Annotated in this window: 19 protein-coding genes; 18 read left to right on the top strand and 1 reads right to left on the bottom strand. The window is 70.7% G+C overall.

Features of this window, described 5'->3' with window-relative positions:
- Positions 1–116: 116 nt before the first annotated feature.
- From J8J14_RS06210 to J8J14_RS06165, 10 genes are all read left to right on the top strand, one after another.
- On the top strand, positions 117–1280 hold the full coding sequence (locus J8J14_RS06210; protein WP_209378610.1) for a ceramide glucosyltransferase: 1164 nt from the start codon (positions 117–119) through the stop codon (positions 1278–1280).
- Positions 1281–1329: 49 nt separating this feature from the next.
- Positions 1330–2109, top strand: coding sequence for an enoyl-CoA hydratase (locus J8J14_RS06205; RefSeq protein ID WP_209378609.1), 780 nt, complete (start codon positions 1330–1332; stop codon positions 2107–2109).
- Between the two features lie 195 nt (positions 2110–2304).
- Positions 2305–2577: a 30S ribosomal protein S20 gene (gene rpsT / locus J8J14_RS06200; protein ID WP_209378608.1), complete on the top strand. Its 273-nt coding sequence runs from the start codon at positions 2305–2307 to the stop codon at positions 2575–2577.
- 229 nt (positions 2578–2806) lie between these two features.
- Complete coding sequence (gene dnaA, locus J8J14_RS06195; RefSeq protein WP_209378607.1) at positions 2807–4276, top strand: chromosomal replication initiator protein DnaA; 1470 nt, start codon at positions 2807–2809, stop codon at positions 4274–4276.
- A gap of 19 nt (positions 4277–4295) precedes the next feature.
- Positions 4296–4991, top strand: a complete 696-nt coding sequence (locus tag J8J14_RS06190) for an SDR family NAD(P)-dependent oxidoreductase (RefSeq protein ID WP_209378606.1) — start codon at positions 4296–4298, stop codon at positions 4989–4991.
- 90 nt (positions 4992–5081) lie between these two features.
- Entirely contained in the window at positions 5082–6209 is a 1128-nt protein-coding gene (gene dnaN / locus J8J14_RS06185; RefSeq protein ID WP_209378605.1) for a DNA polymerase III subunit beta, read from the top strand.
- 136 nt (positions 6210–6345) lie between these two features.
- Complete coding sequence (gene recF / locus J8J14_RS06180) at positions 6346–7491, top strand: DNA replication/repair protein RecF (RefSeq protein WP_209378604.1); 1146 nt, start codon at positions 6346–6348, stop codon at positions 7489–7491.
- A gap of 189 nt (positions 7492–7680) precedes the next feature.
- The gene (gyrB, locus tag J8J14_RS06175; protein ID WP_209378603.1) at positions 7681–10137 is read left to right on the top strand and encodes a DNA topoisomerase (ATP-hydrolyzing) subunit B; all 2457 of its coding nucleotides are present in this window, start codon (positions 7681–7683) and stop codon (positions 10135–10137) included.
- A gap of 147 nt (positions 10138–10284) precedes the next feature.
- The gene (locus J8J14_RS06170) at positions 10285–10911 is read left to right on the top strand and encodes a glutathione S-transferase family protein (RefSeq protein WP_209378602.1); all 627 of its coding nucleotides are present in this window, start codon (positions 10285–10287) and stop codon (positions 10909–10911) included.
- A gap of 80 nt (positions 10912–10991) precedes the next feature.
- Positions 10992–11561 (top strand): histidine phosphatase family protein, encoded by a 570-nt coding sequence (locus J8J14_RS06165; protein WP_209378601.1) that lies wholly within the window; start codon positions 10992–10994, stop codon positions 11559–11561.
- Here the strand turns inward: J8J14_RS06165 and mutM are convergent, their stop codons facing one another.
- Positions 11562–12455 carry a bifunctional DNA-formamidopyrimidine glycosylase/DNA-(apurinic or apyrimidinic site) lyase gene (gene mutM / locus J8J14_RS06160; protein ID WP_209378600.1) on the bottom strand — a complete coding sequence of 298 codons (894 nt, stop codon included), beginning with the start codon at positions 12453–12455 and terminating at the stop codon, positions 11562–11564.
- 101 nt (positions 12456–12556) lie between these two features.
- On the opposite strand from mutM, the gene J8J14_RS06155 reads away from it, so the two are divergent.
- From J8J14_RS06155 to J8J14_RS06120, 8 genes are all read left to right on the top strand, one after another.
- A complete protein-coding gene (locus tag J8J14_RS06155; RefSeq protein WP_209378599.1) occupies positions 12557–14254 on the top strand; it encodes a gamma-glutamyltransferase family protein in 1698 nt (565 codons plus the stop codon).
- A gap of 46 nt (positions 14255–14300) precedes the next feature.
- Positions 14301–15044 carry a class I SAM-dependent methyltransferase gene (locus tag J8J14_RS06150; RefSeq protein ID WP_209378819.1) on the top strand — a complete coding sequence of 248 codons (744 nt, stop codon included), beginning with the start codon at positions 14301–14303 and terminating at the stop codon, positions 15042–15044.
- A complete protein-coding gene (locus J8J14_RS06145) occupies positions 15041–16486 on the top strand; it encodes a bifunctional phosphopantothenoylcysteine decarboxylase/phosphopantothenate synthase (RefSeq protein ID WP_209378598.1) in 1446 nt (481 codons plus the stop codon). The genes J8J14_RS06150 and J8J14_RS06145 overlap by 4 nt, the downstream gene beginning before the upstream one ends.
- Positions 16483–16941 carry a dUTP diphosphatase gene (gene dut, locus J8J14_RS06140; protein ID WP_209378597.1) on the top strand — a complete coding sequence of 153 codons (459 nt, stop codon included), beginning with the start codon at positions 16483–16485 and terminating at the stop codon, positions 16939–16941. The genes J8J14_RS06145 and dut overlap by 4 nt, the downstream gene beginning before the upstream one ends.
- A gap of 66 nt (positions 16942–17007) precedes the next feature.
- Positions 17008–17583: a hypothetical protein gene (locus tag J8J14_RS06135; RefSeq protein WP_209378596.1), complete on the top strand. Its 576-nt coding sequence runs from the start codon at positions 17008–17010 to the stop codon at positions 17581–17583.
- 51 nt (positions 17584–17634) lie between these two features.
- Positions 17635–18429 (top strand): HesA/MoeB/ThiF family protein, encoded by a 795-nt coding sequence (locus tag J8J14_RS06130; RefSeq protein ID WP_209378595.1) that lies wholly within the window; start codon positions 17635–17637, stop codon positions 18427–18429.
- Positions 18426–18797 (top strand): DsrE family protein, encoded by a 372-nt coding sequence (locus J8J14_RS06125; protein WP_209378594.1) that lies wholly within the window; start codon positions 18426–18428, stop codon positions 18795–18797. Before J8J14_RS06130 ends, J8J14_RS06125 begins: the two co-directional genes overlap by 4 nt.
- 626 nt (positions 18798–19423) lie before the next feature.
- Positions 19424–19792: an SH3 domain-containing protein gene (locus J8J14_RS06120; RefSeq protein ID WP_209378593.1), complete on the top strand. Its 369-nt coding sequence runs from the start codon at positions 19424–19426 to the stop codon at positions 19790–19792.
- Positions 19793–19914: the final 122 nt, after the last annotated feature.

Here is a 19914-nt window from a genome sequence, read left to right as displayed (position 1 = left end):
TCCCGGCGCGCCTTCTATCGGAACCCGATGGCCGGAACCCAGGGACCGGCGCGACCCGGCGCATGGCCCGGCCGCGCAAGCTTGCGCAGGATACCGCAAGGGGAAGCCAGCTTCGGATGACATTCGCCGTTTGGGCGGGGGCGGCCTGCGCCGCCCTGACCGCCGTGAACCTTGCCAGCATCGGCCTCGCCTGGTCACGCCTGCGCCCCAGCCGCATGCCGGCGGCCGCGCTCGGGGCCACTCCGCCCGTGACGATCATCCGGCCTGTCTGCGGGATCGAGTCCTATATCGAGGAGACGCTCGGGACGAGCTTCGCCCTCGCCTATCCGGAATACGAGGTCCTTTTCTGCGTCGAGCGGGAGGATGATCCCGTGGTGCCCCTGGTCCGCCGCCTGATCGCGGCGCATCCCGGGGTTCCGGCCCGGCTGCTCGTCGGCGAGGACCGGATCAGCGCCAACCCCAAGCTGAACAATTGCGTAAAGGGCTGGCGAGAGGCGCGGCATGACTGGGTCGTGCTGGCTGATTCCAACGTGCTCATGCCCCCCGACTACCTCCAGCGGCTGCTGGAGGCCTGGCGCCCCGAGACCGGGCTGGTCTGCTCCACGCCGCTGGGGGTGCGCCCCGGCAATCTCTGGGCGCAGGTGGAATGCGCCTTCCTCAACACCCTGCAGGCCCGGTGGCAATATGCGGGGGAGCGCCTGGGCCTGGGCTTCGCCCAGGGCAAGAGCATGCTCTGGCAGCGCCAATTCCTCGATGCCCGGGGCGGCATCCATGCCCTGGCCGCCGAGATCGCAGAGGATGCGGCCGCCACGAAGCTCGTCCGCGCGGCGGGGCGGCATGTGCATCTGGTCCACTCCCCCTTCGAGCAGCCGCTGGGCGAGCGGAGCGGAAAGCAGGTCTGGGACCGGCAGCTTCGCTGGGCGCGGCTCCGGCGCGTGACCTTTCCGCTGTTCTTCGCCCCGGAACTCCTCAGCGGCGGCGCCGTGCCCCTGGCCCTTGGCATCGCGGCGGCGCTGGCCGGAGGCGTGAACATGCCCCTGGCGGCGCTCGGGGTACTGGCCGCCTGGTACGGGCCGGAAATGGCCCTGGCCGCCCGCAAGGGGTGGCCCCTCTCCTGGAAGCTGGTCCTGGCCTTCCTCATCCGGGACGCCATCATCCCGGCCATGTGGGCCGCGGCCTGGAGGACGGGGCGGACGGTCTGGCGGGGCAATGCGATGCGGATCCGCTTCTCCCGGCTGGATGCCCCTGCGCCGGAGCCAGAGGCGGCCACCCCCGGTTGACCCGCTGGGCGCCCGGCGACAGCCTGCGCGCCTCGAACGGGAGGGTAGAATGGCCGAGTACGGGATGATCAAGGTGGAAACGCGCGGCAAGGTCGGGTTGGTCACGCTCGACCGGCCCGCCGCGCTGAATGCCCTCTGCGATCAGCTGATGACCGAGCTGGGGCAGGCCCTGAAGGGCTTCGATGCCGATCCGGCGGTGGGCGCCATCGTGCTCACCGGCAGCGAGAAGGCCTTCGCCGCGGGGGCCGACATCAAGGAGATGAAGGACCGCAGCTTCCCCGCCGTCCATTTCGAGGACTTCATCGGCAACAAGTGGGAGACGGTCCTCACCATCAAGAAGCCGGTGATCGCGGCGGTGGCCGGCTTCGCCCTGGGCGGCGGCTGCGAGCTGGCCATGATGTGCGACCTCATCATCGCCGGCGAGAACGCGAAGTTCGGCCAGCCCGAGATCAAGCTGGGCATCATCCCCGGCGCCGGCGGCACCCAGCGCCTGATCCGGGCGGTGGGCAAGTCCAAGGCCATGGACCTGATCCTGACCGGCCGGATGATGGATGCCGCCGAGGCCGAGCGCGCCAACCTCGTCACCCGCGTGGTGCCCGTGGAAAGCCTCTTGGAGGAGGCGGTGAAGATGGCCGGGGTGATGGCGTCCTACTCGCTGCCCTCCGTCGCCATGGCCAAGGAGGCGGTGAATGCCGCCTATGAGATGACGTTGCGGGAGGGGGTGCGCTTCGAGCGCCGCCTGTTCCACAGCCTCTTCGCGACCGAGGACCAGAAGGAGGGCATGTCCGCCTTTGCCGAGAAGCGGAAGCCGGACTTCCGGAATGCCTGAAGGCGCTGCGCTGCACCCGGGAGGCCGCTTCCGGCAGCCCGCGCCGCAGCGCAGGACAGGGTCCCGGCCAGTGGAGAGGGGCCGGGACAGCTCGTCCTTGACTCTCCGGGGGGCTGTGGATAGAACGCCCCCCTCTCGCGGCCGCCCCAGGCGGTGCGCGTCCCGCGAACATTTCGACTGGTAACTCCTAGGCCCATGGCGAACACCGCTTCCGCGCGCAAGCGCATCCGGCAGAACGAGAAGCGCCTCGAGCGCAACCGCGCCCGCCGCTCGCGCGTCCGCACCTTCCTGCGGGCGGTCGAGGACGCGATTTCCGGCGGCGACAAGGCGAAGGCCCAGGAGGCCTTCCGCCTCGCCCAGCCCGAGCTGCAGCGCGCGGCCGACAAGGGCGTGACGCATGACAACACGGTGGCGCGCAAGCTGTCGCGCCTCTCGGCGCGCATCAAGGCGATCGGCGCCGCCGCCTGACCAAGTGAAGGGCGCCATGCCGGCGCCCTCTCGCGAAGTCATTATACAGTAAAGTCGTGATGCGGAAGCGTCACGGTGCTTATGCGCCGTGGCGTTTTTCTTTGCGCGTGCTTGATTGCCCCCAGGAACGTGTTTGGCGTTTACCCTGGGCTGGGCCTCAAGTTACGCTTCAGATGCAGGGACCGTCCGCGCATGGCGTGGATGGAAAGGGGGCTCGGGGGTGGATCGCATGCCGGATCAGCACGCCAATGCCGCGTCCGCCCTGCCGGCATCGGGTCTTTCCGATGACCCCCGGCTGGACGCTGCCTGGGCGCGCATCCGCGGGCGCCTGCGGGAAGAGGTGGGCGAGGCCGAGTACCGGACCTGGCTCCGCCAGTTGACGCTGGCCGGGGTGGAAGGGGAGGAGGCGGTCATCCACGTCCCCACCCGCTTCCTTCGCGATTGGCTGCGCGGCCAGTATGGCGACCGTCTGCGGGCGCTGTGGCTCGCCGAGTCCGTGGGTGTGCGCCGGGTGGATATCCGCGTGGCCACGGCCCAGCCCGCCCCTCGGGGGGAGCCGGCTCCGGCGGCGCTGGATGGTGCGGAGATCGCGGAGCCCCTTTCGGCCACCCGCCCCCTGGGCGAGGTGCATGTTGAGGTGCCCAGGCCGGATCCGCGCGGGGACTGGGCCGCGCCGCTCGATCCCCGCTTCACCTTCGACAGCTTCATCGTGGGCAAGCCCAACGAGTTCGCCCATGCCTGCGCGCGCCGGGTGGCGGAGAAGCCGAATTCGCCCGGCTTCAATCCCCTGTTCCTCTATGGCGGCGTCGGCCTGGGCAAGACGCATCTGATGCACGCCATCGCCTGGGCGATCCGCGAGCCCCAGTCCGGCGGCCCCGGCCGTTCCGTGGCCTATATGAGCGCCGAGAAGTTCATGTACCGCTTCATCGCGGCGCTGCGCTCGCAGTCCACGATGGAGTTCAAGGAAAGCCTCCGTTCCGTCGACGTGCTGATGATCGATGACCTGCAGTTCCTGATCGGCAAGGACAATACGCAGGAGGAGTTCTTCCACACCTTCAACGCCCTGGTGGACCAGGGCAAGCAGATCGTTGTCTCCTCGGACAAGCCGCCCAGCGACCTGGCGGGGCTTGAGGACCGGCTGCGCACGCGGCTTGGCTGCGGCATGGTGGCGGATATCCATGCCACCACCTATGAGCTGCGGATCTCCATTCTGGAGTCCAAGGCGGCCGCGGCCGGGGTGGATGTGCCGGCCCGGGTGCTGGAGTTCCTGGCCCACAAGATCACCTCCAATGTCCGCGAGCTCGAAGGCGCGCTGAACCGCCTGATCGCCCATGCGAACCTGTTCGGGCGGCCGGTGACGCTGGAATCCTGCCAGGAGGTGCTGCACGACATCCTGCGGGCCCATGATCGCCGCGTGACGATCGAGGAAATCCAGAAGCGGGTGGCCGAGCACTACAATATCCGCATCAGCGACATGTCCTCCGCCCGCCGCGCCCGCAACGTGGCCCGGCCGCGGCAGGTGGCGATGTACCTGTCCAAGCAGCTCACCTCCCGCTCCCTGCCCGAGATCGGCCGCCGCTTCGGCAACCGCGACCACACCACGGTCATGCATGCCGTATCCCGCGTGGCGGAGCTGATGCAGGGCGATGCCGGCTTCGCCGAGGACGTGGAGTTGCTGCGGCGGATGCTTGAGACCTGATCCCTCCTCGCCTCGGGCGATGGGGGATTCCCCGGCGGCGGGCCATCCGGCCGCGGTCGTGATCGGGGCCACGGGCGGCATCGGGGCCGCTCTCTCGGACGCGCTGGAGGCTGGCGGGCGCCCGGTGCTCCGGCTGGGGCGCCGCACGGAACCGCCCCTCGACCTGCTGGACGAAGCGAGCATCGCCGCGGCGGCGGAGCGGGCCGGGACTGGCCTGACCCTGGTGATCGACGCCACCGGCTTCCTGCATGACGACCGCTTCCGGCCCGAGAAGGCGCTCCGGGAGATCGATCCTGCCCACATGGCTCACAGCTTCGCGGTGAACGCCACCGGTCCCGCGCTGCTGATGAAGCACTTCCTGCCCCGCCTGGCACGCGACCGGCGGGCCGTCTTCGCCACGCTCTCGGCACGGGTGGGCAGCATATCCGACAACCGGCTCGGCGGCTGGGTCAGCTATCGCGCGGCCAAGGCGGCGTTGAACCAGGTCGTCCGCACCGCCTCCATCGAGCTGGCCCGGACGCACCGGCAGGCCGTGCTGGTCGCGCTGCATCCCGGAACGGTGGAGACGGGCCTCTCCGCCCCCTTCGCCCGGGCGGGGCTGGAGGTGCAGGATCCGGCCGTCGCGGCCTCCCGCCTGCTCGCGGTGATCGACGCCCTGGCGCCGGAGCGGACCGGCCTGCTGATCGACCATCGCGGCGAGACCGTCGCGCCCTGAGGCGCCTTGGCCTTCACGCCGCCTTTTCAGGGTGATACGAGGCTCATCCGGGGGCTCCTTGCCCTCCACAGCGTTGCGGGGGTGGCTGCGATGAAATTCACGGTGGACCGGGCGGTGCTCCTGAAGGCCCTCGCCCATGTCCAGAGCGTGGTGGAGCGGCGCAACACCATCCCCATCCTGGCGAATGTGCTGCTGGATGCCGGCGAGGGGCGCCTGCGCCTGACCGCGACCGACATGGAGATCGCCATCGTCGAGGAGGTCGCCGGCGTCGAGGTGGCGCGGGAGGGGCGCTGCACCGCCCCGGCCGCCACGCTGTTCGAGATCGTCCGCAAGCTTCCGGACGGCGCGAAGGTCGAGCTGGACCACAAGGGCGGCGACGCGCCGCTGGCGCTCCGCGCCGGCCGCTACAGCACCGGCCTGATGGTGCTGCCCGTGGAGGACTTCCCCTCCATGACCGAGGGCAAGCTGCCCCACCGCTTCACGGTCGGCGCCGGGATGCTGCGGGAACTGGTGGACCGCACCCGCTTCGCCATCTCCACCGAGGAGACGCGCTACTACCTCAACGGCATCTATCTGCACGCGACCGAGGCCGAAGGCGCCAAGGTCCTGCGGGCCGTGGCGACCGATGGGCACCGCCTTGCCCGCGTGGAGGAGCCGCTGCCGGACGGGGCCGAGGGCATGCCGGGCGTGATCGTGCCCCGCAAGACCGTGGCCGAGCTGCGCAAGCTGGCCGACGAGGCGACCGACGAGATCGAGATGCGCCTCTCGGACACCAAGCTCCAGGTGAAGCTCGGTTCCGTGACGCTGACCAGCAAGCTGATCGACGGCACCTTCCCGGATTATGAGCGGGTGATCCCCAAGGGGAATGACCGCGTCCTCTCCGTGGACAAGACGGCCTTCGCCGCCGCCGTGGACCGCGTGGCGGCCATTTCCTCCGAGCGTTCCCGCCCGGTGAAGCTCTCCCTTGAGAAGAACCACCTGCTTCTCACCGCCGCTTCCCCGGACCAGGGGCAGGCGCAGGAGGAGCTGGATGGCGATACGGTGTCCTACGATGCCGCCCCGCTCGAGATCGGCTTCCAGGCCCGCTACCTGAAGGACATCACGGACCAGGTGGATGGGCAGGTGGAGTTCCGCTTCGCCGACGGCTCCGCCCCCACCATCGTCCAGGACGCCGCCAAGCCCGAGGCGCTCTACGTCCTGATGCCGATGCGGGTCTGATCCCGCATCGCTTGATGTGGCGCCCGCGGGCGCCATCTGAGAGTTGCCGCCCGGCCGGGGCGCCTTTCCGGCGCCGCGGCCGGCCTGGTTTTGGCGGCCCGCCATTCCGGGCCCTTCCCCTGGGCGCCGCTTCCCCGTGACCCCCTCTCTCCGCCTGACCCGCCTGCAGCTGCAGGATTTTCGCAACCACGCGCGCGCGGCCATGCGGTTTTCCGCCGGGATCGTGGTGATCGCGGGGGAGAACGGCTCGGGCAAGACGAACCTTCTGGAAGCGATCAGCCTGCTGGGCCCGGGCCGGGGCCTGCGCGGCGCCCGGATCGCCGATCTGGGCCGCCATGTCGGGGAGGGGAGCCTGCCCTGGGCGGTATCGGGCCGCTTCGAGGGCCCGGAAGGGGTCTTCGACCTGGGCACGGGCACGGCCCATGACGGCCCCGCGGAAAAGCGCGCCTTCCGCCTGGATGGGGAGCCGGTGAAGATCCAGGCGGAGCTGGGGCGGCTTGTCGCGGCCGTCTGGCTGACGCCCCAGATGGACCGGCTTTTTCAGGAGGCCGCCTCGGGCCGCCGCCGCTTTCTCGACCGGCTGGTCTGGGCGCTCGATCCCAACCATGCCCGCGAGGTCTCGGCCTATGAGAACGCCATGACCCAGCGGAACCGGCTTCTCTCCGACATGCGGGAGGGAGGGCGGGTGGAACCTCGCTGGCTGGACGCGCTGGAGGACGCCATGGCGCGCCACGGCGTGGCGCTCACGGCCGCCAGGCGTTCCCTGATCACCCGGCTGAACGCAGCGCTGGCAGAGGGCGTGGCGGGCGCTTTCCCGGCCGCGCTCTGCGCCCTGGAATGCGAGACTGCGGCAGCGCTTGAGAGCCGCTCCGCCCTGGAGGTGGAGGATGGGCTGCGCGAGGCCCTGGCCGCCCGCCGAGGGCGGGACTCGGGCGCCGGCATGACCCTGGCCGGTCCCCATCGCTGCGACCTGCGCCTCTCCCACCTGCCCAAAGGCGTTCCCGCCGAGCTCTGCTCCACGGGGGAGCAGAAGGCGCTGCTCATTTCCACCGTGCTGGCGCATTCCGCCCTGATTGCCGCAGCCCGGGGCTTCGCGCCCCTGTTGCTGCTGGACGAGATCGCGGCGCATCTGGATGCGGTCCGGCGGGAAGCCCTGTTCGCGGCCCTGGCCGCCTTGCCGGCGCAGAGCTTCCTGACGGGCACCGAGCCCGAGGTCTTCGCATCCCTGGCCGGAAAGGCGGAACGCTTTGCCATCGGGGCGGACGGGGTTTTGCCGGGCTGACGGAGGGGCCGGGACGGAACCTGCCGTTCCTGGCCGGAATCGCCCCGGAAGCGGGCGATTTCATGCCGAAATCCTTGATTTCCGAGTCGGAAGCATGGCTTCGCGCGCGCGGAATCCTTATATTGTCATCAACTGATTCCGCTGTTGTCGCGCGCCCATCCTGCGCGGCCCGAGAGGTCTCCATACCGCATGTCCGAATCCGCCCGCGCCGCCCATAAGGCCGAGGTCGCCGCCGCTGGCGCCGATGGCGCCTATGACAGCGCCTCCATCACCGTGCTGCGCGGCCTTGAGGCCGTCCGCAAGCGCCCCGGCATGTATATCGGCGACACCGATGACGGCTCGGGCCTGCACCACATGGCCTTCGAGATTATCGACAACGCGGTGGACGAGGCCCAGGCCGGCTTCGCCAACACCTGCGTGGTGGTGCTGAACGGGGATGGCAGCGTCACCGTCACCGACAATGGCCGCGGCATCCCCACCGACATCCATGCCGAGGAAGGCGTCTCCGCCGCCGAGGTGGTGCTGACGCGCCTGCATGCGGGCGGCAAGTTCAACCAGAACTCCTACAAGGTCTCCGGCGGCCTGCACGGCGTGGGCGCGGCCGTGGTGAACGCGCTTTCCGAATGGATGCAGGTCCGCATCTGGCGGGACGGCAAGGAGCACTTCATCCGCTTCGAGCATGGCGAGACGGTGACGCCGCTGGAGATCGTCGGCCCCAGCGATCACCCGAACGGCACCGAGGTGACCTTCAAGCCCTCCGCCGAGACCTTCACCAGGACCGAGTTCGAGTTCGCCATCCTGGAGAAGCGCCTGCGCGAGCTGGCCTTCCTGAACTCGGGCCTGCGCATCCACCTGCGGGACGAGCGGCACACCCCGGTGCAGGAGGTGGATTTCCACTTCGAGGGTGGCCTCGTCGCCTTCGTGGAGTGGATGGACGCCGCCGAGGATCCGCTCTTCAAGCCGCCCGTGTCCTTTTCCTCGAAGGAGGTGAACGGCATCAAGGTGGAGATGGCGATGTGGTGGAACCGCTCGCCGCGCGAGCGCACCCTCTGCTTCACCAACAACATCCCGCAGCGCGACGGCGGCACGCACCAGGCCGGCTTCCGCCAGGCGCTGACGCGCGTGGTGACGAAATACGCCGCGGAGCTGGCGAAGAAGGAAAAGGTCGAGCTCTCCGGCGAGGACATGCGCGAGGGCCTGACCTGCATCCTCTCGGTGAAGGTGCCGGATCCCAAGTTCTCGTCCCAGACCAAGGACAAGCTCGTTTCCTCCGAAGTGCAGCCCGTGGTGCACATGGCGGTCGCCGATGCGCTCAGCCACTGGTTCGAGACGCATCCGAAGGAGTCGAAGCTCGTCCTCGACCAGGTCGTGCTCTCCGCCGTCGCGCGGAAGGCCGCCCAGGCGGCGCGCGAGAAGGTGGGCCGCAAGAACGCGCTCGATATCTCCACCCTGCCGGGCAAGCTGGCGGATTGCCAGGAGAAGGATCCGGCGAAGTCCGAGCTCTTCCTCGTCGAGGGTGACTCCGCAGGCGGCTCCGCCAAGCAGGGCCGCAACCGCGCGAACCAGGCGATCCTGCCGTTGAAGGGCAAGATCCTGAATGTCGAGCGCGCGCGGATGGACAAGATGCTTTCCTCCGCCGAGGTCGGCACGCTGATCACCGCGCTGGGCGCCGGCATCGGCGCGCGTGATCCGGACCGGCCGAACATGCCGTTCTTCGATCCGGACAAGCTGCGCTACCACCGCATCGTCATCATGACGGACGCGGATGTGGACGGCTCGCATATCCGCACGCTGCTGCTGACCTTCTTCTTCCGGCAGATGCCGGAGCTGATCGAGCGTGGTTATCTCTACATCGCCCAGCCACCCCTCTATCGCGCCAAGCGCGGCAATGATGAGCGCTACCTGAAGGATGACCGCGCGCTGGAGGAGTTTCTCCTGGAGAAGGCGCTGCATGGCGCCCGCATGTCCTTCGCCGATGGGCGTGAGATCTCGGGTGATGAGCTGCGCGCCACGGTGGACGAGCTGCGCAACACCTCCCGCCGAATCCGCCGCCTAGCGACGAATGTGCCGGCGGAGATCGTCGAGCAGGCGGCGGTGGCCGGCGCGCTCGGCGTCGAGCCGCATCCCGATGCGGCGCAGCGCCTGATCGCGCGCCTGAACGACATCGCGGCGCCGACGGAGCGGAGCTGGAAGGCCTCGCTGGACGAGGATGGGCTGCGGGTGTTCCGCCAGGTGCGCGGCGTGACCGAGAGCCACCATCTCGACCAGGTGGCGTTGCGCTCGGCCGAGGCGCGTTGGCTGGAGGAGCGCCGGCAGCGCCTCTTCACCGATTTCGACGGCCCGGCCACGCTGCATTTCGACGCCCAACACCAGGAGGTGCGGGGGCCGATGACGGCGCTCGACCGCATCCTGGCCCAGGGCCGCAAGGGGCTCACCGTCCAGCGCTTCAAGGGGCTGGGCGAGATGAACCCGGAGCAGCTCTGGAAGACCACGCTGGACCCGGAGGCGCGCACCCTGCTGCGCGTCGCGGTCGAGGATGCCGATGATGCCGGCCGCGTCTTCTCGACGCTGATGGGCGATGTCGTGGAGCCGCGCCGCGACTTCATCGTGGGCAACGCGCTGAAGGTGGCGAATCTCGACGTTTGAGGTTGGGAATCAGGGCGGCGGGGGTTCGTCAGATCCCCTCGCCGCCTCGGGCCGGGAAGCTCTGAAAAACCGGCGCCCGCCCCTTCAACAGGCCCTCGAATCCGGCCACCCTCCGCCGCACCGTCGTGAACGGCTGAGGAATTCGCCATGAAGCTCTATTACGCCCCCGGTGCCTGCTCCCTGGGCATCCACATCATCCTTGAGGAGATCGGCAAGCCCTACGAGCTGGGCCAGGTCGCCCTCAAGGAAGGGGCGCAGCACAAGCCGGAATATGTGGCCGTGAACCCGAAGTCGAAGGTGCCGGCCCTCGATCTCGGGGATGGCAGCCGTGCCCTGACCGAGTTCCCGGCCATCGCCGCCTATCTTGCCCTGTCGAATCCCGAGGCGGGGCTGATGCCGAAGGACCCGCTGGGCCAGGCCCGCACGCTGGAGGCGGTGGACTATGTCACCGGCACCATCCACCCGCATGCCTTCACACGCCAGTTTCGCCCGAACATGTTCTCCCTGCGCGAGGAGGACCACCCGAAGGTGGTGGAGCAGGCGCGCGGCAATGCGGAGAAGTTCTTCGGCGTGCTCGACCGGATCTGGGCCGGCGAAACCTGGGTCATGCCCCAGGGCTATTCCATCGCCGATGCCGCGCTGTTCTTCGTCCAGTACTGGCAGGTGAAGCGCGTTGGCCAGCCGCTGCCCCCGAAGGTGGAGCGCCACTACAGGGCCATGCTGGAGCGCCCGGCGGTGCAGCGCGCCCTGGAGCAGGAAGGCCTCTCCGCCTAAGACGGGGCGACTGCGACATATCCGAGAGAAGGAGAGGGGCCGGGACGAAGGTGCGCCTTCGCCCTGGCCTTGCGCCAGCCATGACCGATCCCAACCCCATCCCCTTCTGGTTTCTCCGCCATGGGGAAACCGACTGGAATGCCCGCATGCTGTCCCAGGGGCAGGTGGACATTCCGCTCAACAGCGTCGGCCTCGCCCAGGCCGGGCGGGCGGCCGAGGCGCTGGTGGGGCAGGGCATCCGTTCCATCCATGCCAGCACGCTGGGTCGCGCGCGGGTGACAGCGGAGATTGTGGCGGCGCGGCTGAACCTGCCGGTGAACCTGGACCCCGAGTTGATGGAATGCGCCTTCGGGGTGCAGGAAGGGCAGGAGATGTCCGGCTGGTTCCAGGACTGGATCGACGGGATCACCACGCCGGAGGGCGCCGAGCCCTTCGCGGACCTCCGCGCCCGCGCGGTGCGGGCCATCAACCGCGCCACCGCCAATCCGGGGCCGGTGCTGGTGGTGGCGCATGGCGCCCTGTGGCGGGCCTTCCGCCAGGCCACGGGGCTGGAGGCGAATATCCGCACGCCCAACGCCCTGCCGCTCTGGGTGGAGCCGCCGGCGGCGGACCGGGGCTGGCGGCTGACGCCGGCCGAACTGGGCGCCTGATCAGCGCTGCGTCCGGGGGCAGAAGAAGGTGCTGCGCCCGGCCTGGGTGATCCGCGCCACGCCGGCGCAGGCTGGCGGGCCGGGGCAGCGCGGGCAGGGCTGCCCCATTCGGTCATAGACCTCAAACCGGTCCTGGAACCCTCCGATCTCGCCGTCGCTGCGGACATAGTCGCGAAGCGATGACCCCCCGGCCTCGATCGCCTCGCTGAGCACGGACCGGATGGCCGGGACAAGCCGCGCGGCCCGCGCCCCCGGCACGGTTCCGGCCAGGCGGCGCGGCGAGATGCCGGCGCGGAACAGCGCCTCCGCCACATAGATGTTGCCCAGGCCGGCCACCACGCCCTGGTCCAGCAGCGCCGCCTTGATGGGCGTGTTCTTCCCGGCCAGGGCCTTCGAAAGGATGGCGGGGGTGAAGTCCTCTTCCAGCGGTTCCGGGCCCAGCGCGGCAAGAAGCCGGTGGGCGTCCTCCGCCTCGGTCGCCATCAGATCCACGCAGCCGAAGCGGCGCGGGTCCTGAAAGCCTACGCGCCAGCCATCGCTGGTCTCCATCACCAGATGCTCATGGGCCAGCCCGTCTCCCGCGCCGCGCGCATCGGAGAAGGCGCCCTGGGGCGCGATGCGGGGCTGCGGCGCCTGCCCCGGAGGGCGGGCCACCATCCGGCCGGACATGCCGAGATGGATCAGGGCGGATTCCCCGCCGGAAAGCCGCATCAGCATGTATTTTCCGCGCCGCCGGAACCCCTCCACGCGGCGTCCGGCCAGGCGCTCGGCGAGCATGTCGGGAAAGGGCCAGCGCAGGCCGGCGCGGCGGGTTTCGGCGCGGGCGATGATGCGGCCGGTGAGCACGGCGGAGAGGCCGCGCATCACGGTTTCCACCTCGGGCAGTTCAGGCATCGACCGAATATGGGGTGGCGCGGGCCCCGGGCGATAGAGCCCGCCGGATCGACGTGGCCAGGAGCCGGTGCTCTCCTTCGCGCCTCTACGGAGCCCCGCCCATGCCGTTCCGCCTTTTTGCCGCGCTGCTTCTGTCGCTGTTCGCCGGAGGACCCGTCGCGGCGATGGATGGCCCGGCGCGCGCGACGCGCCAGATGGTCGCAGCGGCTCATCCCCTGGCTGCCCAGGCCGGTCTCGATATCCTCCGCGCGGGCGGGAGCGCGGCGGATGCTGCCGTGGCCATCCAGGCGATGCTCTCGGTCGTGGAGCCCAATGCCTCCGGCCTCCTCGGCGGTTCGCTTCTCCTGCACTGGAGTGCCTCCTCGCGCCGGCTGGATGGCTATGAAGGGCTCGCATCCGCCCCGGCTGCGGCGCCCGCGCGGCTGGCGGAGGGGACCGACCTCACCCGCGGCACCCCGGTCAGCATCACGCGCTCCGGCCGCGCGATCGGCGTGCCGGGCGCGCTGCGGATGCTCGCGATGGTGCATGCCGATCATGGCCGCCTGCCCTGGCGTGACCTGCTCGCTCCCGCGATCCGCGTGGCGGAGGAAGGCTTCCCGCTTCCGCCGACCCTGCATCGCATCCTGGAAACCCGGCCCGCGCAGCTTGCCCGCGATCCGGATATCCGCGCGCTGCTTTTCGGGGCGGATGGAAGTCCGCTGCCTGTTGGTGCGCTGATCCGCAACCCTGCCCAGGCCGCCGCGCTGCGGCTTCTGGCCGAAGGAGGCGCGGAGGCGCTGTACACCGGCCCCCTCGGGCGTGCGGTGCTGAACGCGGTGGCGCGCGAGCCCCTGCCGGGCTGGATGACGGCCGAGGACCTGGCCGGCTACGAGGCAAGGCGCCGGGATCCCGTCTGCAGCCCGGCCTTCGGCCGCCAGGTCTGCTCCGCGGCGCCGCCCTCCGCGGGGGTGACGGTGCAGCAGCAGCTCGGCCTGCTCGAACGCCTCGGGATCGCCCGCGTCGCTCCGGATTCGCCCGAGGCGGCGCATCTCATTCTGGAGGCGAGCCGCCTGGGCACGGCCGATCGCCGGCGCTGGCTGGGCGATCCGGACCGCGCCGCGGTGCCGGCCGAGGCGCTGGTCTCGGAGGGTTATCTGAAGCGGCGCGCGGCCCTGGTGGCGCCCGGGCAGGCGATGCGGGATGCGCCGGCCGGCAATCCGCTGGAACGCCAGGGCGCCCTGCCGCCCCCGGGGGATCCCCTGGCGCTCTGGGGTACCTCCCAGGCGGTGGTGGTGGATGCGGCCGGCAACGCCCTCTCCCTCACCATGACGAACAACCTGAATTTCGGCGCGGAACGACTGGCCGCCGGCATCGTGCTGAATAACGGGCTGACGAATTTCGCCGCCGATCCGGGCCCGGCGGGCGCGCCGGCCTTCAACCGGATGGAGGGCGGCAAGCGCCCGGCCACCAGCATGGCGCCGACCATCGTGCTCGGCGCGGATGGCGCGCCGGAGCTGCTGGTCGGTTCCGCGGGCGGGCTCCGGATCATTGATTCCATCGTCCTCGCCACGGTGGAGGTGCTGGCCTGGGGCGCCGATGCGCGGCGCGCCACCGCCCGTCCCCGGATCGGCGCCCAGATGGGCCGGGAGGAGCTGGAGGAGGATAGCCAGGCGGCCGATCTGGCCGGGCCGCTCCGCGCCATGGGCCACCGGCCCGTGCTGCGGGAGATGAACACCGGCCTCCAGCTCATCCGCCGCGTCCCCGGCGGATGGGAAGGCGCGGCCGATCCCAGGCGGGACGGTGTGGCCCTGGGCGACTGAACGGGCCGCCCGTGACGGCCGGGCCTTGTGGGCCTATCTTCCCGCCATGCCCCAGAACGACACGATCGACTTCGGCTTCACCCCCGTTCCCCGCGCCGAGAAGGCCGGGATGGTGCGCCAGGTCTTCGACAGCGTGGCGCCCAGATACGACGTGATGAACGACCTGATGTCGCTGGGCCTGCACCGGCTCTGGAAGCGCATCTTCGTCAATGCCATCGGCGCCGGGCCGCGCGACACGCTGCTCGATCTCGCCGCCGGCACGGGCGATATCGGCTTCCTGGCAAAGGAACGCGGGGCCGGCCGGGTGATCCTGGCCGATATCAACCACGCCATGCTGAATGTGGGGCAGGGCAGGGCGCTCGGCCGCGGCCTGGCCGCCGGGCTGGATTTCGTCTGCTGCGACGCGGAGAAGCTGCCCTTCCCCGACCGCTCCGTGGAGCGCGTCTCCATGGCCTTCGGCCTCCGCAACTGCACGGACAAGGACGCCGTGCTGCGCGAGGCGCGCCGGGTGCTGCGCCCGGGCGGGCGCCTTCTCGTGCTTGAATTCTCCCGCCTGCAGGTTGCCGCGCTGGACCCGGTCTATGACGCATGGAGCTTCAAGGCGCTTCCCGCTATCGGCGCGCGCGTGGCGAAGGACTCCGAGTCCTACCGCTACCTCGCCGAAAGCATCCGCATGATGCCGGACCAGGAGCAGCTGGCCGGCATGTTCCGCGCGGCGGGGCTGGAGAATGTGAGCCACCGCAACCTCTCCGGCGGCATCGTCGCGATCCATTCGGGCTGGCGCCTGTGAGCCTGTCCGGCAAGCGCGTCCTCCTCATCGTTTCGGGCTCGGTCGCCGCGTTCAAGGCGCTGGAACTGGCCCGGCTGCTCGGCAAGGCCGGCGCGGCGGTCACGGGCCTGCTCACCGCCGGCGGGGCCCGATTCGTCACGCCCCACGCGCTGCAGGCCATCACCGGGCGGCCCCTGGCCCAGGATCTCTGGTCGTTGGAGGAGGAATCGGCGCGCGGCCATATCCGGCTGGTGCGGGAGACGGATCTTGTCGTCGTCGCGCCCGCCTCGGCGGACCGCATCGCGCGCATGGCGGCAGGCCTGGCCGACGACCTCGCCGGTGCCGCCCTGCTGGCCTGGGATGGCCCCGTCCTGGTCGCGCCGGCCATGAACCCGACCATGTGGGCCCATCCGGCGACCGGCGCGAATGTCGCCACCCTCATGGCGCGCGGCGTGACCTTCATCGGGCCCGAGGACGGGCTGATGGCCGAGGCCGAGAGTGGCACGGGCCGCCTTTCGGAACCCGCCACCATCCTCGCGGCGATTTCGGCCATCTTGTCCGACCCCGGCCATGGCGAACCGGATGCGGCGCTGGAGGATGCGCTGGACGCCGCCATCGCGGCCCAGGACGGTGCCCCGCCCCCGGTACGGCGGAGCCCCGCGCCAGCAGTGAGCCCCTCCACCTTCTCGGACGGCCATCCGCAGGCGCTGGACCACCATGCCGATGCGGCCGAGACAGCGCCCTCGACCTTCTCGGCCTCCCATGCCGCCACGCCGGGGCCGGCGCCGCATGCCCTGCGTGGCACCGCGCCGGGCACCCTGCCGCTAGCCGGGCGCCATGTCCTCGTCACGTCGGGCCCGACGCATGAGCCGCTGGATCCCGTCCGCTACCTGGCCAACCGCTCCTCGGGAAAGCAGGGCCATGCCATCGCCGCCGCGCTGGCCGCGCTCGGGGCGCGGGTGACGCTCGTCTCCGGCCCCGTGGCCTTGCCGGACCCGCCGGGGGTGACGGTCCGGCATGTGGAGACCGCGCGCGAGATGCTCGCCGCCTCCGAGGCGGCGCTGCCGGCCGATGCCGCGGTCTTTGCCGCCGCGGTCGCGGATTGGCGCCCGGCGGAAGCCGCCACGCAGAAGATGAAGAAGCCGGCTGACGAAGCGGCCCCGCCGATGGCCCTGGTACCGAATCCCGACATCCTCGCCACCCTCTCCCGCCATGCCATGCGCCCGCGCCTCGTCATCGGCTTCGCGGCGGAGACGGAGCATGTGGTGGAGCATGCCCGGTCGAAGCTGGCGCGGAAGGGCTGCGACTGGATCGTGGCGAATGACGTCTCGGGCGATGCGATGGGCGGCGCGGAGAACACGGTGCATCTCGTCACCGACGCCGGGGTGGAGGACTGGCCGCGCCTGCCGAAGCAGGAGGTCGCCTCCCGGTTGGCCGACCGCGTGGCCGAGGCGCTGGCATGAGTGTCGCCATCCAGGTGGTCCGCCTGCCCCATGCGGCGGACCTGCCGCTGCCCGCCTACGCCACGGAAGGGGCGGCCGCGATGGACCTGCTGGCCGCCGTGACCGGCCCGCTCAGCATTCCGCCGAACGGGCGCGCCCTGGTTCCAACCGGCCTTCGCGTCGCCCTCCCGCCGGGGCATGAATGGCAGATCCGCCCCCGCTCGGGCCTGGCGCTGAAGCATGGGATCGTCCTGCCCAACGCGCCCGGCACGATCGATGAGGATTACCGCGGCGAGGTGCAGGTGATCGTCCTGAATGCCGGCACGGAGCCCTTCACGGTGGAGCGTGGGATGCGGATCGCCCAGGCCGTGCTGGCCCCGGTGACGCGCGCGGCCCTCACCGAGGTGACGGAACTGCCGGATACGGCACGGGGAGAAGGGGGCTTCGGCAGCACGGGCCTGTCCCGCGCAGGCTGACCGTTATTGCGCATACCTCACGGGAAGATTATTCCGGTTTATTAACGTTCCCGTGAGGCATTCTGCATGCTGCTGCGTCTCTGCGCCCTGATCGGGCTTGTCTTCCTTTCCGCCTGCGCCACCATCACGACCAGCCCGAGCCAGAACCTGACGGTGCTCACCGAGCCCCCTGGTGCCAGCTGCGAGATCCAGCGCAACAGCCGGCATGTCGCCGTGGTCAGCCCCACCCCCGGCACCGCCCGCATCGGCAAATCCGTGCATGACACCACCGTCACCTGCACGCGTGAGGCCCATCTTCCCGCCCAGGCGACGCTGACGCCGGAATTCCAGCCCGTCACCCTCGGGAACATCCTGATCGGCGGCGTCGTGGGGCTCGTCGTCGATGTCAGCACCGGCGCCGTCTCCAAATACCCGGAAACCGTGCAGGTCACGCTGATTCCGGCAAGCTTCCCCTCGCCCGAGGACAAGGCCGCCTATTTCGCCCAGCGCGCCCTGGAGATCCGGCGCGCAACCGACCTGCATCTCGCCTCGATCCGCCAGGGCTGCCAGGGATCGGATTGCGACACGCGGGTTGCGGAGGCCGAGGCGCAGCGCGACCGCTTCCTCGTCCAGCTGGAGGAGCGGCGCCAGCAGACCCTCTGACCCGCGCCTTCCGTCCTTGCCCCGGCGGCCATCCTGGACAACATGCGCTCCATGGATGGCCCCGCCCCCCTCGCGCTCGACTTCTCCGAGGACGAGCTGCACCGCTACTCCCGCCACATCCTTCTGGGGGAGGTGGGGGCCATCGGCCAGGCGCGGCTGCGGCAGGCGCGGGTGCTGGTGGTGGGGGCGGGGGGGCTGGGTTCTCCCCTCGCGCTGTACCTTGCGGCAGCGGGAATCGGGACGATTGGCCTGATCGACCATGACACGCTGGAGCTCTCCAATCTCCAGCGCCAGGTCGCGCACAGCACGGACCGGATCGGCCAGCCCAAGGTCGAGAGCATGGCCACGGCCCTGCGGGCGCTGAACCCGCTCACCACCGTCGAGCCCCATCTCCGCCGCCTGGACGAGGCTGCCGCCCGCGAGTTGATCCCGCGCTATGACATCGTCTGCGACGGGACGGACAACTTCCCCACGCGCTTTCTCCTGGGCGATTGCTCCCACAGGCTCGGCCGGCCACTCGTCTCGGCGGCGGTGCTGCGCTTCGAAGGGCAGCTTTCCACCTTCAAGTCGCATCTGGGCGCGCCGCATCCCTGCCATCGCTGCCTCCACCCCGAGCCGCCGCCGCCGGGCCTCGTTCCCTCCTGCGGAGAGGCGGGGGTGCTCGGCGCGGTGACGGGGGTGATGGGGACGCTGCAGGCCACGGAGGTGCTGAAGGAGATCCTGGGCATCGGGGAGTCCCTTTCCGGCCGCCTGCTTCTCTGGGACGCGCTGGACACCCGCTTCCGCACCATCCGGCTGAAGCGTGACCCGGCCTGCCCGCTTTGCGGGGGCGGTGAGGGGGCATGACCCCGCTCGGCATCCTCCTGCGCGGCGCCGGGCATGAGCCCGCGCATTACGCCCTGGTGCTCGCCACGGGTGCCGCCGCCATCGGGCGGCCGGTGACGCTGTTCGCCACCAATGCCGGGCTTGCCTTGTTCCGCCGAGACGCCCCCCTGCTTTCCGATCCGCGTGAGGCGCGGCTCGAGGCCAGCGGGGTGGCGGGGGTAGCAACGCTCTGGGAAGCTGCCGTGGAACTCGGCCTGCGCCGGATCGCCTGCGAGGCGGGGATGCGGAGCGAGGGCATCGCGGCGGAAGCGCTCTCCGAAGGGATCGAGCTGGCAGGCGTCGTCACCTTTCTCGAGGCAACGCGCGACGGCCAGCTTCTCTCGCTCTAAATAGCCCCGCCGCTTGACCATCCCTGCCTGTATGCGCGTGATCGGACCTGATGAGACGCCTGCTTCCCATCCTGTTGCTGCTCGCCCCCGCCGCCCCGGGCTGGACACAGACCGGCACGCTTCCGCCGCCGGTTCCCCGCAACCAGCCCGCGGCGCCAGCCGCGCCGGCACCGGCAGCGGCACCGGCACCCGCACCAGCCGCGCCATCGGCCCAGCGGCGGGAAGCCCCCGCCCCGCCCCGGCCGGCGCCCCCGCCCAGCCCCGCGCCGGCTGAGAGTGGCCGCGCCACGGGCACAGCACGGCCTGGGCCCGCGCCCAGACCCGCAACTGGACCCGCAGCTGGACCGGCGCCCGCCGCTTCGGCGCGTGAGCGCCGGCCAGCGCCGCGCCCCACGCAATCCCAGCCGGCCCAGCCCCGCACGGTTTCACCGCAGCAACCCCAGCCCAACCGCCGCCGTGCCGCGGCCGCCGCCGGTGCCGTGGCCGGCGCGGCGGCAGGGGCTGCCGCGGCTGCCGCCAGCCCGGCTCCGCAACCCGCTCCCCCGCCGGAACCGCAGCCCAGCATCGGTTCTGTCACGAGTCTCCCCCTGCCGCGCTTCGCCGCGCTGCGGGCCGAGGAGGTGAACATGCGCGCGGGCCCCGGCACGCGCTATCCGATCGAATGGACCTATCAGCGGCGCGACCTGCCCGTGGAGATCGTGCGGGAATACGAGCTCTGGCGGCGCATCCGCGACATGGACGGCACCGAGGGCTGGGTTCACCAGTCCAACCTTGCGGGCCGCCGCACCTTCGTGGTGACCGGGGAGGAGCGCGCCCTGCGCCGCCGGCCCGAGGACGCGGCCCATGTGATTGCCCGGCTGAAGCCGGGCGTGCTCGGCCGCATCCGGCTCTGCGAGGGTGGGCAGGTCTGGTGCGAGGTCCAGGTCGGCGAGCATCGCGGCTGGATGAAACGCAGCGAATTCTTCGGCGCGAAGCCCGAGGAGGAGATCAAGTAGTCGGCCTTGAATAACCTCCTCAGGCCGTCTGGATCGTAACCGGCTGGTAGTCTGGCCGACCCATTTTCTGAATGAGAGCGCCAAGGAGGGCGATCAAAAGGGTCCTGAGGTGGGCGAGGATC

Source organism: Pararoseomonas baculiformis (assembly GCF_017813395.1).
GTDB classification, from domain to species: domain Bacteria; phylum Pseudomonadota; class Alphaproteobacteria; order Acetobacterales; family Acetobacteraceae; genus Roseomonas; species Roseomonas baculiformis.
The sequence above is the reverse complement of the archived record's forward strand: the minus strand, read 5'-3'. Positions and strand labels throughout refer to the sequence as shown.

Bases quoted from the DNA above. Each gene is read 5' to 3' on its own strand.
- J8J14_RS06210 (WP_209378610.1), top strand. From the start codon at position 117: ATGACATTCGCCGTTTGGGCGGGGGCGGCCTGCGCCGCCCTGACCGCC.
- J8J14_RS06120 (WP_209378593.1), top strand. From the start codon at position 19,424: ATGCGCGCGGGCCCCGGCACGCGCTATCCGATCGAATGGACCTATCAG.
- J8J14_RS06205 (WP_209378609.1), top strand. From the start codon at position 1,330: ATGGCCGAGTACGGGATGATCAAGGTGGAAACGCGCGGCAAGGTCGGG.
- J8J14_RS06170 (WP_209378602.1), top strand. From the start codon at position 10,285: ATGAAGCTCTATTACGCCCCCGGTGCCTGCTCCCTGGGCATCCACATC.
- dnaN (WP_209378605.1), top strand. From the start codon at position 5,082: ATGAAATTCACGGTGGACCGGGCGGTGCTCCTGAAGGCCCTCGCCCAT.
- J8J14_RS06125 (WP_209378594.1), top strand. From the start codon at position 18,426: ATGACCCCGCTCGGCATCCTCCTGCGCGGCGCCGGGCATGAGCCCGCG.
- J8J14_RS06150 (WP_209378819.1), top strand. From the start codon at position 14,301: ATGCCCCAGAACGACACGATCGACTTCGGCTTCACCCCCGTTCCCCGC.
- rpsT (WP_209378608.1), top strand. From the start codon at position 2,305: ATGGCGAACACCGCTTCCGCGCGCAAGCGCATCCGGCAGAACGAGAAG.
- J8J14_RS06165 (WP_209378601.1), top strand. From the start codon at position 10,992: ATGACCGATCCCAACCCCATCCCCTTCTGGTTTCTCCGCCATGGGGAA.
- J8J14_RS06190 (WP_209378606.1), top strand. From the start codon at position 4,296: ATGGGGGATTCCCCGGCGGCGGGCCATCCGGCCGCGGTCGTGATCGGG.
- J8J14_RS06130 (WP_209378595.1), top strand. From the start codon at position 17,635: ATGGATGGCCCCGCCCCCCTCGCGCTCGACTTCTCCGAGGACGAGCTG.
- J8J14_RS06155 (WP_209378599.1), top strand. From the start codon at position 12,557: ATGCCGTTCCGCCTTTTTGCCGCGCTGCTTCTGTCGCTGTTCGCCGGA.
- J8J14_RS06135 (WP_209378596.1), top strand. From the start codon at position 17,008: ATGCTGCTGCGTCTCTGCGCCCTGATCGGGCTTGTCTTCCTTTCCGCC.
- dnaA (WP_209378607.1), top strand. From the start codon at position 2,807: ATGCCGGATCAGCACGCCAATGCCGCGTCCGCCCTGCCGGCATCGGGT.
- gyrB (WP_209378603.1), top strand. From the start codon at position 7,681: ATGTCCGAATCCGCCCGCGCCGCCCATAAGGCCGAGGTCGCCGCCGCT.
- mutM (WP_209378600.1), bottom strand. From the start codon at position 12,455: ATGCCTGAACTGCCCGAGGTGGAAACCGTGATGCGCGGCCTCTCCGCC.
- dut (WP_209378597.1), top strand. From the start codon at position 16,483: ATGAGTGTCGCCATCCAGGTGGTCCGCCTGCCCCATGCGGCGGACCTG.